Raw genomic sequence first — 16,308 nt, 5'->3', positions numbered from 1 at the left:
GCAATGCCACAGAGTGAGCCTCAGCGGCATTTCGCGTCCGCGCTGATCGTCGATGACCACCCGCTGTTCTGCGATGCGCTGGCGATGACGCTCAAGACCGTGGCCGGGATCGAGGAGATCGAGACCGCCAGCCTGTTGTCCGATGCGCTGGACGCGCTGGCCGAGGGTGCCGCCCCGGACGTGATTGTGCTGGATCTCAACCTGCCGGATGTAAATGGCCTTGACGGGTTGATCCGGCTCCGGACCGCCGCCGGGGCGACGCCGCTGGTTGTGGTGTCCTCGATGGCGGACAACCGGATGGTCAGTTCGGTGATGCGCGCGGGGGCGAATGGGTTTGTCCCCAAGCACAGCCAACGGGGTGTCTTTCGGCAGGCCTTTGACGCGCTGGCGCGGGATGAGGTGTTCCTGCCAGAGGGGTTTGTCGACGTGGCCGATGCCGGACATCCCGCCAATGCGGGTGAGGACGCGGTGGCACGGCTTTCGACCCTGACGAACCAGCAGGCGCGCATCCTGCAATTGATCTGCGAAGGCAAGCTGAACAAGCAGATTGCCTATGACCTGTCCATCGCCGAAACCACGGTCAAGGCGCATGTCACCGCCATCATGCGCAAGCTGGGGGTCCAGAGCCGCACGCAGGCCGTGCTGATCGCGGGCGAGGCCAGCTTTTCGAACCTCTTGCCAAAGAGCGCCGACACTCCATAGTCTGTTACAAAACAATAACAGACCACATGGGGAGGAGACCCGATGGACGGACCACCCTCTCCGTCTGCGGGGGGTGTCGAAGGTGACGCCGTTCTGCGGACTGCCTGCGTCGAATGGGACGCGCCCGACCTGATCGACCAGTTGGAAAATGGGCTGGGCCAAGGGCCTTTTGCCTTGGTCATGATCTTTTGCAGCCCCTCGGCGGGGTTTCAGCAGTTGATCAATCAGGCACAAAGCCGGTTTGGCGCGGCCCCGATCATGGCCTGCACGACCGCCGGTGAGATCGCCATGGGCGGCGGCTATGCCGAGGATTCGGTGGTGGCCATCGCCTTGCCAAAGGACTGCTTTGAGGCCGAGGTGCTGCTGTTTGACGATCTCGAACACCTGCCCGGCCACGAATTGACCCAGCAGACAATCCGCGCCCGCGCGACGCTGTCGCAGCGGGCCGCCGCGATGGAGCAGGAATTTGCCTTTCTCATGGTCGACGGGCTGTCGATGCAGGAGGACCGGCTGGCCTCGGCGCTGACCGCCGGTCTGGGGCCGACGCAGTTGTTTGGCGGCTCTGCGGGCGATGGCATCCGGTTTGAACATACCTTCGTGGCGCTGAACGGGGTATGCCATGAAAAGGCGGCGGTGCTGGCGCTGGTGCGCAGCCGCTGCCGGTTGCGGGTGTTCAGCGTGAACCATTTCACGCCAACCGAATTGCGGATGGTGGTGACGCGTGCCGATCCTTCGCGCCGCTTGGTCTATGAGATCAACGCCGAACCCGCCGCGCGAGAACTGGGCCGCCTGCTGGGCAAGGACCCGCACCAGATCGACACCTTCACCTTTGCCGACAACCCGATGGTGGTGCGCCTTGGCGGCAGCCACCACGTCCGCGCCATCAAGCGGGTGACGGACGGCGGCGCGCTGGAATTCTTTTCGGCCATCGACGAGGGGCTGGTGCTGACGCTGGCCGAGGCCGCGCATATTGTCGACCACCTTGACCAGCAACTGACCGCGCTGGCCAGCGGCGCCCCGCCAGTGGCGATCCTGGCCTGCGATTGCATCCTGCGCCGGATCGAGGCAGAGAAAAAACAGCTCAAGCGCCCGCTTGACGAGGTCTTGGCGCGGCACCGTGTCACCGGATTTTCCACATATGGTGAGCAGATCAACGGCATGCACGTCAACCAGACGATGACCGGCGTCGCCTTTTACGCACCCGAGGTCCCGTGCAAGGACAAATGACCCATTACCTGATCGACCCGGCTGACCCGGTCGAGCGGCAAAACGAAAAGCTGTTGCAGATCAGCGAAGCGCTGATGCGCCGGGTCGAACAGGACACCGACCAGAACGGCGCGGCCTATGCCCAGTTCGAACGCGCCGCCATGCTGGAGGATCAGGTGCGCCAGCGCACCCGCGATCTGGAATACACGCTGGACCTGCTGAACCAGTCCAACGCGGCGCTGGCCCGCGCCAAACACGAGGCGGAACACGCGCGCAAGAACCTCGCCAATGCGATCGAGGCGGTGCAAGAGGGTTTTGGCCTGTTCGACCGCGACGACCGGCTGGTGATGTGGAACAGCCGGTTCAGCCTGCCGCTGCACGACGTCCAGCCGCGCCTGACCGAAGGGCTGCCGTTCGACAGTTACGTGCAGGCGGTCAGCGAAAGCCGGTTCCTGCAATTGCCGCAGATCGTGACGCCGGAACAATGGGCCGAACAGCGGCTGAAGCGGCACAAGGACCTGCACGCAATTTTCAACGTGAGCCTGATCTGGGACCGCTGGTTGCAGGTGAGCGAGCATCGCACGCCCGACGGCGGCACCGTGGTGTTGCAGACCGACGTGACCGACATCATGCGGCTGGAACGGCAAGAGCGCGGCAAACTGCTGGACAGTCAGGCGCGGATGCTGCGGGCGACGCTGGATCACCTCAATCAGGGGGTATGTATCTTTGATGCGGACGCCCGGCTGGTCGGCTGGAACGACCGGATCGGAGAGATGCTGTCGGTGCCGGTGTCCTCGCTGCGGCTGGGCGTGGATTTCGACCGGCTGGTGGATCAGCTGGAACAACGTTTCGATGCAGATACCGAAGGCTCCGGAAGCCTGCGGAACTGGGCGCATCAGGATCAGGGCCGACGTCCCCTGCGGTTCGAGATCCGCGCCGAACCGGACACCACGCTGGATGTCTTTGCGCAGGAAATGCCCGACCGGGGCTTTGTGATCTCGTTCACCGATGTGTCGGTCGAACGGCAGGCCGCGCGGGCCTTGGCCGAGGCCAATGAACTGCTGGAACGGCGGGTGATGGAACGCACGCTGGAACTGGAGGACGCGTTGGTGACGGCGGAACGCGCCAATGCATCCAAGTCGCGCTTCGTCGCCGCCGCCAGTCATGACCTGTTGCAGCCGCTGTCCGCCGCCAAGCTTTATGTCTCGGCCATTTCCGAAAGCGGCGAGGGCGGTGAGACGGTGCAGGCCGCCGACAAGGCGCTGAGCGCGCTTGGCAGCGTCGAGAACATCATCGACGCGCTGCTGGACATTTCCAAGCTGGATTCCGGCGCGGCCAGTCTGGACATCACGGCGGTGTCGGTGCGGCAGTTGCTGACCGCCCTGCGCGATGAGTTTGCGCCGATGGCCGCGCTCAAAGGGTTGGATCTGCGCATTCTCCCGGCCACCGCCAGCGTGGCCAGCGACCCCGGCTTTCTGCGCCGTATCCTGCAAAACCTGATCGCCAATGCCATCCGGTATACCCCAAGCGGCCGGGTGCTGGTCGGCGCGCGGCGACAGGGCAGCTCGCTGCGGTTCGAGGTCTGGGACACCGGGCCGGGGATCGCCGAGGCCGACCAAGAACGGATTTTCCGCGAGTTCGAACGGCTGGACCGCACCAGCAGCGTGAACGAGGGGCTGGGGCTGGGCCTTGCCATCGTGGAACGCGCCTGCGCCCAGTTGCGGCATCCGCTGGGCGTGCAATCCGAACTGGGGCGCGGCACCCGGTTCTTCTTCAGCGCGCAACGGGTGAACGGCCCGAACGAGGTGCCGACGTTAAAGAAAAACCCCGCCGCCCGCCAGCGGTTGCGCGACACCGGGTTGATTGTCCTTTTGGTCGAGAACGACGATGAGTTGCGCCGCGCGCTGAGCCTGCTGATCGAACGCTGGGGCGGCAGCGTGCTGGACGCCGCCAGCGTCGAAGACGCCCGCGAGATGCTGCATGAACTGGGCATCCTGCCCGACGCCCTGCTGGTCGACTACAACCTTGGCGAAGGCAAACAGGACGGTCTGGCCATGGTCCGGCAATTGCGTGCACGGGACGGCACCCTGCCCGCGCGGGTCATGTCGGCGAACCGATCCAACGACCTGCGCCAGTTGTGCGATGCGGCGCAGGTCGAATTGATGACCAAGCCGATCAACACAGAGGACCTCGAGTCGTTTCTTTATGCCGCCGCGCTTGGCACCCTGACGACACGCTGAGCGGCGCGCTGGTCAGACCGACCGCCTATTCCAACGACACCACCTGCCCCGCCGCCAGTCCAAGCCGGGCATCGCTGACCACCAACCGGCCAGAGGCCGCCGGAATGCGCGCGATTGTCTGCCGTATCCCGGTTTGCAGGATCTCGACCGCCACCTCTTCCAGCATCAGGCCCTCTTCGTTGACAAGGTAGACCGTGTCGCCACTGGTCAGGGCGGCGGTGGGGATTTCAAAGGTGTCCTCGCCCGCGCCGATCATCGCCTCGACCTCGACCGCCTCGTTCAGGAACAGGCCGGGGGCACAGCTTTCGTCTACTTCTATTGTTGCCTTGACGAACTGGTTTTCCAGATCGGCCTCGGTGTCGAACCGGGTGATCGTGCCGCCGCAGGTCTGATCATTGACGCGGGTGATGCGCACCTCGGACCCTTCGGCGATGCCGTTCGGGCCGCTTGTCGACAGGCGGCGAATGAGGATGAAGACATCGACCGACTTCTGGCTGGGCGCATAGATCTGCGCCGCGCGTTCGCCCTCTTGCACGCAGTCGCCGACATTGGTCTCAAACCCCACCAGAACCCCATCGATGGGGGCGGTCAGCACCAGCATGTCGTGATTGAGCTGCGCGGTCTGAAGGTCAAGCTGACCGATTTCCAGCGCGATTTCGGCGCGGCGTTTGGCGGCGCGGGCGGTGGCGATGGCCTCTTGCGCGCGGTCGGCGGCAAACCGGGCCTCCATGAAACGCCGCTCGACCCCTTCCATCGTGGTCTCGTTGATCAGGCCACGGCCCAGCATGGTGCTGTTGCGTTCAAACTCGGCGGTGGTCAGGTCCAGTTCCTGTTGGCGGCGCTTGTCGTCGGCGGCAGCGGACAGGATGTCCAGTTCGCGCTCTTCGACCTGCGCGCCCAGTTCGGCCAGCCGCGATTCGGCGGTGCGCAGCGCCAGCAGCGACCGCTTGCCGTCCAGCCGCACCAGCACCTGACCGGCACTGGCGACGCGGTCACGCTTGGCCTGCTCGGACACTTCGACGACGCAACCGCGCGCCTCGTAGGACAGGCCGACCATGCCGGTGGCCTGCACCGTGCCAAAGAAGGTGTCGGTGGTCACGGTCTTTTGCGCCAATAGCCGCATCGTATCGACCGCCACCGGCGCGTCCTGCGCGATGCCGGCCACGGGCAGCAACAGCGATAAGGCAAAAACCCCGCCCGCCCAACCGCGTTGGATGTCTTTGGTCATCCTCAATCCTCTTTTCCCTGTTGCGGGCCGCGCCTTGGTATTGGTTCCATTCACGCCTGACCCATGCGGGGCTGAAATTAGCCCGTCCCGCGTGATTGTCGCGGATTCTCCGTCGATTTCCAGTGCCGAGTGACCGGACATGGTCACGTTTCAGAGGGGATCGCGCGCACCACGTCGGTCACGCCGCCGTCGCGGTATTCGCAAACCGCCACGATGCGCCCCTCTGCGCGCGGCGGTGTCGGACGGGTTGCGGCCTGCGCGGCCTCGGCCACAAGGTCCGCAATGGCGCGCACGCGCAGGCCCGCGTCGTGCAGGCGGCGGGCAAGGTCGGGCCGCGCCGGGTTCACCGCCAGCCCGGCCTCTGTCACCACCACATCGATGGTCGCGCCCGGCGTGGTCAAGGTGCCGACCTGCGGCACAAGCTTGGCGAAACCGGCGGCAGTAAGGCGGGTAGTGACGATGGCAAGCCTGGCCCCGGCGGCGGTGTCCGCATGACCGCCCGATCCGCCGATGATGATGCCGCCCGCGCGGGTGGTGACATTGACGTTAAAGCCCAAATCCACCTCTGCCGCGCCCAGCACAACCGCATCCACGCGGTCCACCACAGCACCGCCCACATGGGGACCGGCATAGGCGGCGGCGGACATGCTCTGATGCCTCGGGTCGTCGCGGTAGGAGCGCACAGCCTCCAGATCAAAGCACTGCACATCCAGAAGCGCGCGAAACAGCCCCGCGTTCAGCATCTGCACATGGAACCCCGTGATCCCGCCCGAGCAGAAACTGCCGGTGACACCGCGCGCCGCCATTTCGCGCCCCACCGCCGCCGCCGTGGCCAGCGATGCGCCCCCCGCCCCGGTCTGGAAGGAAAACCCCTCAACCAGCAGGCCGCTGGCGGCGATGACCCGCGCGGCGGCGTCAGCGATGGACAGGCTGACCGCATCGCTGGCAGGCCGGGTGGTGCCAGAGGCGATCCCGGCAGGATCGCCGGTATGCGCGACCTGCACCACATGATCCACCTGCGTCTGAGGGATGTCGATGGCGGGCACCGGATAAGGCATCAACGTGTCGGTCACGGCGACGGTGTGGCGGGCCACACCCACATCGACCGTCGGATAGCCCAGCGTGCCGCAGGCGGTTGGCCCCGTGCTGCCGGACAGGTTGCCCATGTCATCCGCCGCCAGGGCGGCGACAAATGCCACGTCGATGGGCAACTCGCGCAGATCCAGCGCCCGTGCCCGCCCCCCGTGCGTTTGCAGGGTGACGGGGTTGGGCAGTAGCCCGCGGGAGATCGCCTCGCCCACCGGGCCGGAAACAAAGGCGGTCGAAATCCGGCTGACGGTGCCATTGCGGATGTGATCGACCAGCGGCGCGTGAACCGGAAAGATCGAACTGGCCGCGACGTGAAGATCCCGCAGGCCGCGCTGTGCCAGCGCCGCCATCACCATGTTCAGCACACCGTCGCCGTTGCGCAGATGGTGGTGGAAAGAGATCGTCGCCCCGTCGCGCAAATCACAGGCCGCGATGGCCGCGTCGAGATCGGGCAGCAGCTTGGACCGGCGCGCGCGCTGTTTGCCTGTGGCGTGAAGCGGGCGCAGCGGGCCATAGCCGGGAATGTCAGCGGGTAGATCGGGCATCGCGGTCTTTCAATGTTGCGGCGCTTTACGGTGCGCGCCTTTGCGATACTCTCTGCCACGCCGCCCCGACCTGCAACAGGAGCCAGCCGATGACCCCGCACCGCGTCCCCGACGCCGTCTTTCACACCCGTGTCCGCAACGCCGCACTGGGTGGCGACAACCCCTACGAATGGCGGCAGGTGAGCAGCGATGAGGTCTTTGGTGGGCGGCGGGTGGTGCTGTTCGCGCTGCCGGGGGCGTTCACGCCTGCCTGCTCGGACAGCCACCTGCCGGGATATGAGCGGGCCATGGATGCCTTTCACGCGCTGGGAATCGACGAGGTTGCCTGCCTGTCGGTCAACGACGCCTTTGTCATGCATCAATGGGCGCGGGCGCAAGGGATCGAACAGGTGCGGATGCTGCCCGATGGCAACGCCGAGTTTACCCGCAAGATGGGGATGCTGGTGGACCGGTCGGCACAGGGGATGGGCATGCGCAGTTGGCGGTATTCGATGCTGGTAGAGGACGCGGCAATCACCGCGCTGTTCGCCGAACCGGGACTGCGCGACAATCCCTCCGGCGTGCCGGTCACGGTGTCGGCGGCCGAAACCATGCTGGCGCATCTGCGGGACGCGGGCTGACCCAAGGGTCGAAAGACCGCAAGGTCAGACGCCCATTCCGACTGGGCCTGTGCCTCCAGCGACCTGCACCGGGTTGGCGGCACGTCCAACCGCAAGGCGATCCTGCCGCGGGTTCCAACGCGACGCAAATTCAGGCGCGCCGCCCAGTGCGCCGCCCAGTGCGCCGCCCGGTGCGCACCCAATCCGGGGTTTCCTCTGCGGGGCGCCTGTGCGCCAGCCACGGGCCAGCGTGGCTGCAAAGGTCCATGGTCCCGCTGGCTTTGCGGCGAACAACCTCGACAGGGGACAGCGGTTCCGCTCAGAAATCCAACCCGAGGTCCAAGGTTCGGGCCGAATGTGTCAGCGCCCCACAGGAGATATAGTCCACCCCGGTCGCGGCGACCTCGGCGATGCGGTCGAGCCGCATGTTTCCCGAGGCTTCGAGGATGACGCGCCCCGCCGTCATCTCCACCGCCGTCACCAGAGCCTGCGTCGTCATGTTGTCCAGCAGGACAACATCGGCGCCACCTTCCTCCAGCACCCCGGCCAACTGGTCCAGCCGGTCGACCTCGATCTCGCAACGCATCATATGCGATGCCTGCGCCTTTACAGCGCGCAGCACCGGTTGGATGCCCCCGGCGGCGGCGATGTGGTTGTCCTTGATCAGGATTGCGTCGGACAGGCCGAAGCGATGGTTGAACCCGCCGCCGTGCAGCACCGCCTGTTTCTCGACCAGCCGCAGTCCCGGCGTGGTCTTGCGGGTGCAGGTGACGCGGGTCGTCGTGCCCTCCGTCTCGGCCACGAACGCGGCGGTCAGGGTGGCAATCCCCGAAAGCCGCCCGGCAAAGTTCAGCGCGACACGCTCCGCCGACAGGATCGACGCAGCGTCGCCGGAGATCTCCATCAGCAGGTCACCGGACCGGATCGCGTCGCCGTCCCGTTTGTGCGCGGTGACCGTCAGCGCCGGATCGACCAGCCGAAAGGCCAGCGCAGCGATCTGAAGACCGGAGACCACACCGGCCTCGCGCGCGTTCAACCGCGCGGCATAGGTGCAGCCGGCGGGAATGACGGTGCGGGTGGTGATGTCGCCGTAGGTGCCCAGATCCTCGACCAGCGCGGCGCGGACCAGCGGTTCGAGGATCAGGTCGGGCAAGGGGCTGTGGCGCATGCCGGTTCCTTTCTGAAGGTGGCGTCCCGGACGTTCAGGGCCTCTGTCAGGGTGAGCAGCGATCGTGCGCCGCTTTCGCCTGCTGGTGCGGGATAATCCGAGCGGAAATGTGCGCCGCGACTTTCGCGGCGCAGCAGCGCTGCGGCGGCGATCAGCGTGGCGGTGGCGGTCATGTTGCGCAGCACGTCGCAACCCGGCTGGGCGGCTTCGATCCGGGCGATCATGGCCAGCGTGTCAGCAAGCCCCTGCGCATCGCGGACAACGCCCGCGCCTTCGGTCATGGCATGACGCAACTGCGCGACCAAGGCCGGATCGGGCGCGGCCTCTGCCGAAAGGTCGGGCAGAGACACCGTTGGCGCGCCGCGCGAAACGGGCAACGCCGCGTCGATGGACAGCGCGCATCGGCGGCCATAGACCAGCGCCTCGAGCAGGCCATTCGAGGCCAGCCGGTTGGCACCGTGAAGTCCTGTCGAAGCGACCTCGCCACAGGCCCAGAGACCGCAAAGCGAGCTTTGCCCCTGCGGGTCCGTGGCCACGCCGCCCATGTGGTAATGCGCGGCTGCGGCCACCGGGATCGGGTGTTTCACCGGATCAATGCCCGCTTGCCGACAGGCCTCGGCCACGGCGGGGAAATCGGTCCGGATCCTTGCGCCGATTGCGGCACGGGTGTCCAGCGCCGGGGCCAGCCCGGCCTTGGTCTGCGCATAGACCGCGCGGGCGACGATGTCGCGCGGGGCGAGTTCGGCGTCAGGATGGGCCGCCAGCATGAACCGCGCGCCGTGGCGGTTGATCAGCGTCGCGCCGTCGCCGCGCAGCGCTTCGGTCGCAAGCGGCGCAGGGTCGACCCCACAGGCAAGGGCGGTCGGATGGAACTGGACAAACTCTGCATCGGCGATCCGCGCGCCTGCGCGGGCGGCCATGCCGATGACTTGTCCCTGAATGCGTGGCGGGTTGGTCGTCAGGGCGAACAATCCACCGGACCCGCCGCCCGCCAGCAGAACGGCGGGGCCGCGCAGCAGGATACTTTTGCTCTGACCGTCGCCGCAGCGGGCGACGGCGACGCCGATAACGCGATCGCCAGTGACCTCAAGCCGGGTGGCCATCACCCCTTCGAGCACCTGGATATGGTCGGCCTCACGCACCTGCCGGGCCAGCGCACGCATGATCTCGGCCCCGGCCTGATCGCCGCGCACCCGAACCACGCGGGCAAAGGAATGCGCCGCCTCGCGCGACAGCACATAGCCGCCGTCGGCGGCCCGGTCAAAGGGCGCGCCCAGCAGGGTCAGGTCGAGGATATGCGCGCGCGCCTCGGCGGTGACAGATTGGGCAATCCGCCGGTCCACCGTGCCCGCGCCCGCGACGACGGTGTCGCGCGCATGGGCTTCGGCACTGTCCGCCGGGTCCATCGCCGCCGCCACGCCGCCCTGCGCCCAAGCCGAGGACGCACCTTCGCCCAAGGGGTCCGGAGAGATCATCAGGACCGGGCGGGGGGCCAGTTTGAGCGCGCAATATTGCGCCGCCAGCCCCGCGCCCACGATGATGACGCGGGACGTGTCGATCGGGGTCATCGCTTCAGCCGGCCAGCCTTGCGGAGAGGTCGATCATCCGTTGCACGGCGACGCGCGCCTTGTCGGCGATCACCGGATCCACCTCTACCGCGCCCTCCATCGAGTGCAGCGACCAGAGCACCTTTTCCAGTGTGATCTTCTTCATGAAGGGACACATGTTGCACGGCCCGACGAAATCGACGTCCGGCAGCGCATCCGAGATGTTGGACGCCATGGAACATTCGGTGACCAGCATCGCCCGTTCCGGTCGCTGCTGCGTCACGTAGTCGATGATTCCGCTGGTCGAGCCGGAGAAATCCGCCTCGGCCACCACGTCGGGGGGGCATTCGGGATGGGCGATGATCCGGATGTCGGGGCTCCATTCACGGAAGTCCCGCAGGTCTTGGGCAGTGTACTGTTCGTGCACGATGCAGGACCCGTCCCACCAGACGATCCGCTTTTCCGGCACCTGAGCCGCGATGTTCTGCGCCAGATATTTGTCCGGGGTCATGATCACAGTATCGCTGTCCAGCCCGCGCACGATCTGCGCCGCATTGGACGATGTACAGCAGATGTCCGACGCCGCCTTCACCTCGGCCGTGGTGTTGACGTAGGTGACAACCGGCGCGCCGGGATATTTGGCGCGCATCTGCGCAATTCCTGCGGGCGTGATGCTTTCGGCCAGCGAACAGCCGGCTTCCATGTCGGGGATCAGTACCGTTTTTGACGGGTTCAGGATCTTCGACGTTTCCGCCATGAAATGCACGCCGCACTGGACGATGACGTCCGCTTCGACCTTCGTTGCCTCGATCGCCAGTTGCAGGCTGTCGCCGACCACGTCGGCGATGCCATGATAGATCTCAGGCGTCATGTAGTTATGCGCGAGGATGACCGCGCCCCGCTCTTTCTTGAGCTTGTTGATGGCCGCCACGTAGGGCGCATGGATCGCCCAGTCCGGCGGCGTCACCACCCGATCCATCCGCTTGTAGAGATGCGCATTGGCGGCGGCGATTTCTGTTGACGGGGAGAGATCGTAAAGATCGGCGAGTTCGGCGCGTAGCGCGATCTGGTCGAGCAATTCCGGAGGTTCCTCAGGTTATTTCGGGCCGACGGAGGCGGCAAACGTCGACAGATGGCGTCTGGTGCGGGTGTGATAAGGCAGGGATGACGTAAGGGCAAGCGCTCGCAGGCCTTTGTTTTGCTGACCTGCGCTAACAACCGCCGACAATGGCATGGGACAGCGGCGGGCGTGGCCGGTCGCGGCTGCCGAGCGTGTCTGCACCCAGGTCTGAAATCGCCGATCCGCAAGGTTGGTTCGGGCACGCCGGTGCCGCAGCAACCAAGGTCGATGGCCCCTTTCGTCAAAAGGTGCCGTGGGTGGCTGCCCGCCAGCGCCGCGATGCGTCGCCCGACGACAGCGGGCGAACCCCTTGTAACCAAACGGCTTGGGTCGGATGTCCTTCGCCAGCGGTCCGCAGACCTCGTTCACCGGGCAGGTGGCGGCAGGGGGTGCATGCCGCAGATCGGTCATGGCGACCGGGTCGAGCGGCACATCGACTTCGGCACCTGGACAGTCCCGGTCGACAAATGCCTTGAGCGCGGCGCGCGGAACGTTTGTCTCTGGCCGTTAGAGATCATGCCAAAGCGCTTGCCGTTCGGTGAGCCGGGTTTCGACACGTGGCTGCCGGTGATCTTGTCGACCACCGGCACGCCATAAAACCCCATCAACAACAATAACGTATCCTCAGCTCCGGGCGGTGGCGAAGCGACTGGAAAGTTGGCTTATGTCTTCCAGCGTGTCCAGCGTCTTGGCCAGCCTTAGCGCGCCGTCAAGATCGCAGCCTTCCAGTTCCCCGGCCCATTTCCGTTCCAGATCTTCCCATGTCACACGCCCGAATGACTCGTAGCCGCGCGGATGCTTGACGTGCTTTGCGACAGTCCGGCCGTCCTTTGTAACAATCGAGACGCGGGCGCCAAGGCGCGAGGAATCCGTGTCCTTGAACTCTGGGTTCGACTCGACAGAGATATGCGGCCGCAGCGCCCGGAACACCGGATCTTCCAGCATCTCGGGGAAAGGCCGGTCCGAAAGCCGCAGGCCGCCGCGCGCAAGATTGGCGGCAACCATATCCTGAATACAGATGTTGTGCATGGCGCGACCGTCGACGATGTGCCGGGCATTGTCGTTCATTTCGATGGTCACCGCCGCAATCTGAGCGGGGTCAATCTTGTGTTCTTCGACCAGACCAAGCACGCCTTCCAGCGGCGCGTGGATCGGGTAACCGGCGTTGAAAAATTTGAACCCGGCGCCCATGATCTCAAAGTCCTCGCCAAGCCTGTGCTCGACCATCTCGCGCCCGCCGTCGATGCCCCAGGCGTCGAGCAGGCCAGCATGGGCCCCAATAATGTCCGCGTTGCCCTCCAGACCGACGGCTGACATCTGCGCGGCGGCGACGCCGGCATAGGCATATTGGCCTTCGCAGAAGGATTTGCTGATGTGACGTTCCTCTGAATAGGTCGCGTATAGCCCGTTGGCCTGAAGGGTGGTCAGCGCCAGCGCGTGGCCCATGCGGGTTGCATCCTGCCCCATCAGACGGCTGGCCGCGACGGCGCAGCCCAGAGCATAGAGAAAATCCGCATGCAGATGTTTGTCACGTCGCGCGCCGAAGGAACCGCCGCAGGCCCAACGCAACCGCACGCCGACGTCGTACCCCAGCACCACGGCATTGATCAGATCGGCACCGGTGGCGCGCAGCATCTCGGCGGTGGCCATGGCGGCATGCACGATCGACGATCCCGGATGCCCGCCCGCACCATGGGCACCGTCCACTTCCTCGCCGTGTCCGGCGGCCCCGTTGGCCATGGCGGCAAACCCGGCGGAGGCGCGTGTCGAGGATCCCCAGACCTGTGCCTGCGGCGCGCTTGCGACGGTCTGAACATAGCTGTCGGCCAGCGTCCCGGCGAGGCTGCGCCGCCCAAACGCAGAGCAGGCGATTTCATCGAAGATCAGCTTCTTGGCCTGTTCACGCACCTCATCCGGCAGGCTGGCGTAGGTGGTGGCGGTCGCGAAGGCGGTGATCTTGTCGGTGAGGGTCTGCGTCATGCTCTGGGTCCTATCGGCTATTGAATGTCGTCGTCGCCACGGCTGGCGGCGGGTTCGGAGGCTGCGGCCTCCTCGGTGAAATGGCACGCAGCGGTCCGACCGGGGCCTGTCGCGTGGTCTGCGGGGGCCTCCTCGCGGCAGCGGGACGGGCAGCCCATCGCCTTGTGCAGCCAGCAACGCGGATGGAACCGGCAGCCCGGCGGCATGGCAAAGACCGAGGGCGGCGTTCCGGGGATAGAGGCCAACGCGCGCGGTTTTTCGGTGATGTCGGGCACCGCCTTCAACAGCGCCTTTGTGTAGGGATGACGGGCGTCGCCAAAGACTTCTGCGGTCGTGCCCTTCTCGACGATCCGGCCAGCGTACATCACCGCCACTTCGTCGCAGATCTCGCCAACCACGGCGAAATCATGGGTGATAAACAGGATCGCCATGCCGCGTTCCGCTTGGATCTTCTTCAGCAGTTCGAGGTAGGCGGCCTGCACCGTCACGTCGAGCGCGGTGGTCGGCTCGTCCGCGACCAGCACCGCCGGATCGCCAGCCAGAGCGATGGCACCGACCACCCGTTGCCGCATGCCGCCGCTCATCTCGTGCGGGTAGGCCTCCAGCCGGGCGTCCGGCGAGGGGATGCGCATCAACCGCAGCAGTTCCACCGCCCGCGCCCGCAGTGCGGCGCCTTTCAGACCGTGGTGCAGGCGCAACGCCTCGAAAAGCTGGTCGCGCACCGTCAACACCGGGTTCAGTGCCGCCAGCGGGTCCTGCAACACCATCGAGATGTGGCGACCACGGTACGCCCGGCGCGCCTCGGCGTCGAGCTGGACAAGATCCTTGCCGTCGTATTCGATCCGACCGCCGGTGATCCGCAGCACATTTTTTTGCAGCAGGTCCAGCAGCGCCATCGCGGTCAGGCTTTTGCCGGAGCCGGATTCGCCAATCAGTCCCAGCGTGCGGCCTTTCTTCAAGTCAAAACCGACCCCATCAACGGCGATGCCCTTGCCGCGACGGGTCCCAAGCTGGATGGTCAGCCCCTCGACGCGCAGCACTGGAGGTTCGGGCGGACCGTTGGCGACGTGGTGGCGATGCATGTTTGCTCCTTCGGCCAAATGGTCGTCCCTCACAGTCTGTCCCTCAGCCGCGGGTCCAGACGGTCGCGTGTCCAGTCGCCAAGGATGTTGAAGGCCAGCACCACCAACAGGATCACCGTTCCCGGCACTGCCGTGAGCCACCATGCTCTGGCGAGATGCCCCTGCCCCTCGGCCACCATGCTGCCCCAGGACGCGGTCGGCGGCGGAATGCCCGCCCCGAGAAAGCTGAGGCCCGCCTCCATCAGGATGACCTCGCCAAGATTGATGCTGATCAGGACCATCGCGGTGCTGACGATATTTGGCAGCACGTGCACAAGGAGGATGCGCAGATGCGAGCAGCCGACCAGCCGGGCGAGGATGATGAACTCGCGGTTCTTCAGCGCGATCACGTCCGCGCGGATGACGCGGGCAAAGCTTGACCACATGATCAGCGAGATCGCGATGATCACCGAGGCGATGCCGCCGCCCAGCGACACCGCCAGCAGGATGCCGATGAACAGCGAAGGGATCGACATGGCGGCGTCGATCACGCGGGAGATGACGACATCGGTGATGCCGCCGAAATAGCCCGCCAGCACACCCAGCGTCATGCCCAGACCCGCGCCGCCGAGCAGGGCGAAGAACACCACCACCAGCGAAACACGAGCGCCATAGACGATCCGTGAGAACACATCGCGCCCCAGCGCATCGGTGCCGAACCAGTGGTCGGCGCTCGGCGGTTTCAGCCGGATCAGCAGATCCTGCCCGTTCGGATCGTAGGGCACCAGCAGCGGCGCAAAGACCCCGGCAAAGATGAACAGCGCAACAATCGAGATGGTGATCAGCGGCAATCGTCCGAAATCGATCCGGCGTGGCCGGGACACGGCGGGCTGGCTGGCGGCATCGGTCATGCGCGGACCCTCGGATCAAGGTAGCCTTGCAGCAGGTCGACCGCGAGGTTCACAAAGATGATGAACAGCGACGAGACGAGGACAACGCCCTGAATCACCGGGTAGTCACGCGACGAAATGCTGGTGTAGATCAACCGCCCCGAACCGGGCCAGGCAAAGACGGTCTCTACCACGATGCTGCCGGTCAGCAGCGCGGCAAAGAACAGACCCAGATAAGAGGCCGCGGCGGTCAGCGAGTTGAGCAACGCGTGTTTCCAGATCACCCGGCCCTCGCTGAGCCCTTTGATGCGGGCAAGCTTGATGTATTCGCTGTCGAGGATGTTCAGCACCGACGCGCGCGTCAGGCGCATCAGCGCGGCAATCTGGAAGGCCGACATGGTCAGTACCGGCATGATGTAGTGTTCGACGCCGCCGGCGCGGGCCGAAGGCAGCCAGCGCAGCCAGATCGAGAACACCATGATCAGCAGGATCGCCAGCCAGAAGGTCGGCATCGCCAGCCCGACAAGCCCGAAGCTCGACAGGAAGGCACGGACGCTGCGTCGGCTGGTGGTGGCCGCGACAATGCCCAGCGGGATCCCCACGAGGGTCGACAGCACCAGTGCCGGGAACACCAGACTGGCGGTCATCGGGAAGGTTTCGCCAAGCAGGCGGGAAACCGGCACCCGATAGCGGATCGACTCGCCCAGATCGCCGTGCAGCAGGTCGCCGACGAAGATCGCGAACTGTTCATAAAGCGGCCGGTCCAGTCCCAGCCGCGCCGCAAGGCGGGCGCGGGTTTCGGCATCGGCGTCGATGGGCAGCATGGCGTCAAGCGGGCTGCCGGTCAGGCGGACCAGCACAAAGATCAGCACAGTGACCCCGACGACAGAGATCAGGCCCTGTCCGATGCGCCGCGCCAGATAAGGATACATG

The 16,308-nt window shown here is 65.8% G+C and carries 14 protein-coding genes; 5 read left to right on the top strand and 9 right to left on the bottom strand.

What is annotated here, in order from left to right; genetic code table 11:
* Window positions 1-3 precede the first annotated feature (3 nt).
* Genes ACN0S5_RS08430 through ACN0S5_RS08420 form a run of 3 tightly spaced genes read left to right on the top strand, consistent with a single transcriptional unit; the run spans window position 4 to window position 4,148 of the window.
* A complete protein-coding gene (locus tag ACN0S5_RS08430; protein ID WP_323767960.1) occupies window positions 4-702 on the top strand; it encodes a response regulator transcription factor in 699 nt (232 codons plus the stop codon).
* A gap of 42 nt (window positions 703-744) precedes the next feature.
* The gene (locus tag ACN0S5_RS08425; RefSeq protein WP_417207715.1) at window positions 745-1,929 is read left to right on the top strand and encodes an FIST N-terminal domain-containing protein; all 1,185 of its coding nucleotides are present in this window, start codon (window positions 745-747) and stop codon (window positions 1,927-1,929) included.
* A complete protein-coding gene (locus ACN0S5_RS08420; RefSeq protein WP_417207714.1) occupies window positions 1,926-4,148 on the top strand; it encodes a PAS-domain containing protein in 2,223 nt (740 codons plus the stop codon). Before ACN0S5_RS08425 ends, ACN0S5_RS08420 begins: the two co-directional genes overlap by 4 nt.
* A gap of 25 nt (window positions 4,149-4,173) precedes the next feature.
* Here the strand turns inward: ACN0S5_RS08420 and ACN0S5_RS08415 are convergent, their stop codons facing one another.
* Window positions 4,174-5,376: an efflux RND transporter periplasmic adaptor subunit gene (locus ACN0S5_RS08415; RefSeq protein WP_417207713.1), complete on the bottom strand. Its 1,203-nt coding sequence runs from the start codon at window positions 5,374-5,376 to the stop codon at window positions 4,174-4,176.
* Between the two features lie 143 nt (window positions 5,377-5,519).
* Window positions 5,520-7,010 (bottom strand): citrate lyase subunit alpha, encoded by a 1,491-nt coding sequence (gene citF / locus ACN0S5_RS08410; protein ID WP_417207712.1) that lies wholly within the window; start codon window positions 7,008-7,010, stop codon window positions 5,520-5,522.
* A gap of 89 nt (window positions 7,011-7,099) precedes the next feature.
* On the opposite strand from citF, the gene ACN0S5_RS08405 reads away from it, so the two are divergent.
* A complete protein-coding gene (locus ACN0S5_RS08405) occupies window positions 7,100-7,630 on the top strand; it encodes a peroxiredoxin (RefSeq protein ID WP_417207711.1) in 531 nt (176 codons plus the stop codon).
* Between the two features lie 298 nt (window positions 7,631-7,928).
* Here ACN0S5_RS08405 and nadC read toward each other — a convergent pair whose 3' ends face one another.
* From nadC to nadA, 3 genes are read right to left on the bottom strand one after another with little or no spacing between them, the layout of a single operon-like run.
* Complete coding sequence (gene nadC / locus ACN0S5_RS08400; protein ID WP_417207710.1) at window positions 7,929-8,777, bottom strand: carboxylating nicotinate-nucleotide diphosphorylase; 849 nt, start codon at window positions 8,775-8,777, stop codon at window positions 7,929-7,931.
* Window positions 8,750-10,345, bottom strand: coding sequence for an L-aspartate oxidase (locus ACN0S5_RS08395; protein ID WP_417207708.1), 1,596 nt, complete (start codon window positions 10,343-10,345; stop codon window positions 8,750-8,752). Before ACN0S5_RS08395 ends, nadC begins: the two co-directional genes overlap by 28 nt.
* Window positions 10,346-10,349: 4 nt before the next feature.
* Entirely contained in the window at window positions 10,350-11,402 is a 1,053-nt protein-coding gene (gene nadA / locus ACN0S5_RS08390) for a quinolinate synthase NadA (protein ID WP_417207706.1), read from the bottom strand.
* A gap of 435 nt (window positions 11,403-11,837) precedes the next feature.
* On the opposite strand from nadA, the gene ACN0S5_RS08385 reads away from it, so the two are divergent.
* Complete coding sequence (locus tag ACN0S5_RS08385; protein WP_417207705.1) at window positions 11,838-12,041, top strand: hypothetical protein; 204 nt, start codon at window positions 11,838-11,840, stop codon at window positions 12,039-12,041.
* Between the two features lie 27 nt (window positions 12,042-12,068).
* Here ACN0S5_RS08385 and ACN0S5_RS08380 read toward each other — a convergent pair whose 3' ends face one another.
* Genes ACN0S5_RS08380 through ACN0S5_RS08365 form a run of 4 tightly spaced genes read right to left on the bottom strand, consistent with a single transcriptional unit; the run spans window position 12,069 to window position 16,307 of the window.
* Entirely contained in the window at window positions 12,069-13,424 is a 1,356-nt protein-coding gene (locus ACN0S5_RS08380) for an MmgE/PrpD family protein (protein WP_417207703.1), read from the bottom strand.
* Between the two features lie 17 nt (window positions 13,425-13,441).
* The gene (locus tag ACN0S5_RS08375; RefSeq protein ID WP_417207702.1) at window positions 13,442-14,506 is read right to left on the bottom strand and encodes an ABC transporter ATP-binding protein; all 1,065 of its coding nucleotides are present in this window, start codon (window positions 14,504-14,506) and stop codon (window positions 13,442-13,444) included.
* A gap of 29 nt (window positions 14,507-14,535) precedes the next feature.
* On the bottom strand, window positions 14,536-15,396 hold the full coding sequence (locus tag ACN0S5_RS08370) for an ABC transporter permease (protein ID WP_417207701.1): 861 nt from the start codon (window positions 15,394-15,396) through the stop codon (window positions 14,536-14,538).
* Complete coding sequence (locus tag ACN0S5_RS08365; protein WP_417207699.1) at window positions 15,393-16,307, bottom strand: ABC transporter permease; 915 nt, start codon at window positions 16,305-16,307, stop codon at window positions 15,393-15,395. Before ACN0S5_RS08365 ends, ACN0S5_RS08370 begins: the two co-directional genes overlap by 4 nt.
* Window position 16,308 lies beyond the last annotated feature (1 nt).

Origin of the sequence: Antarctobacter sp. (genome assembly GCF_048262615.1) — a bacterium.
GTDB lineage: Bacteria > Pseudomonadota > Alphaproteobacteria > Rhodobacterales > Rhodobacteraceae > Antarctobacter.
The sequence above is the reverse complement of the archived record's forward strand: the minus strand, read 5'-3'. Positions and strand labels throughout refer to the sequence as shown.

What these genes read in the sequence shown, in the direction of transcription:
- ACN0S5_RS08370 (WP_417207701.1), bottom strand. Translation starts at nt 15,396, where the DNA reads ATGACCGATGCCGCCAGCCAGCCCGCCGTGTCCCGGCCACGCCGGATC.
- ACN0S5_RS08385 (WP_417207705.1), top strand. Translation starts at nt 11,838, where the DNA reads ATGCCGCAGATCGGTCATGGCGACCGGGTCGAGCGGCACATCGACTTC.
- ACN0S5_RS08425 (WP_417207715.1), top strand. Translation starts at nt 745, where the DNA reads ATGGACGGACCACCCTCTCCGTCTGCGGGGGGTGTCGAAGGTGACGCC.
- ACN0S5_RS08405 (WP_417207711.1), top strand. Translation starts at nt 7,100, where the DNA reads ATGACCCCGCACCGCGTCCCCGACGCCGTCTTTCACACCCGTGTCCGC.
- nadC (WP_417207710.1), bottom strand. Translation starts at nt 8,777, where the DNA reads ATGCGCCACAGCCCCTTGCCCGACCTGATCCTCGAACCGCTGGTCCGC.
- ACN0S5_RS08420 (WP_417207714.1), top strand. Translation starts at nt 1,926, where the DNA reads ATGACCCATTACCTGATCGACCCGGCTGACCCGGTCGAGCGGCAAAAC.
- ACN0S5_RS08430 (WP_323767960.1), top strand. Translation starts at nt 4, where the DNA reads ATGCCACAGAGTGAGCCTCAGCGGCATTTCGCGTCCGCGCTGATCGTC.
- ACN0S5_RS08380 (WP_417207703.1), bottom strand. Translation starts at nt 13,424, where the DNA reads ATGACGCAGACCCTCACCGACAAGATCACCGCCTTCGCGACCGCCACC.
- ACN0S5_RS08375 (WP_417207702.1), bottom strand. Translation starts at nt 14,506, where the DNA reads ATGCATCGCCACCACGTCGCCAACGGTCCGCCCGAACCTCCAGTGCTG.
- citF (WP_417207712.1), bottom strand. Translation starts at nt 7,010, where the DNA reads ATGCCCGATCTACCCGCTGACATTCCCGGCTATGGCCCGCTGCGCCCG.
- ACN0S5_RS08395 (WP_417207708.1), bottom strand. Translation starts at nt 10,345, where the DNA reads ATGACCCCGATCGACACGTCCCGCGTCATCATCGTGGGCGCGGGGCTG.
- ACN0S5_RS08365 (WP_417207699.1), bottom strand. Translation starts at nt 16,307, where the DNA reads ATGTATCCTTATCTGGCGCGGCGCATCGGACAGGGCCTGATCTCTGTC.
- ACN0S5_RS08415 (WP_417207713.1), bottom strand. Translation starts at nt 5,376, where the DNA reads ATGACCAAAGACATCCAACGCGGTTGGGCGGGCGGGGTTTTTGCCTTA.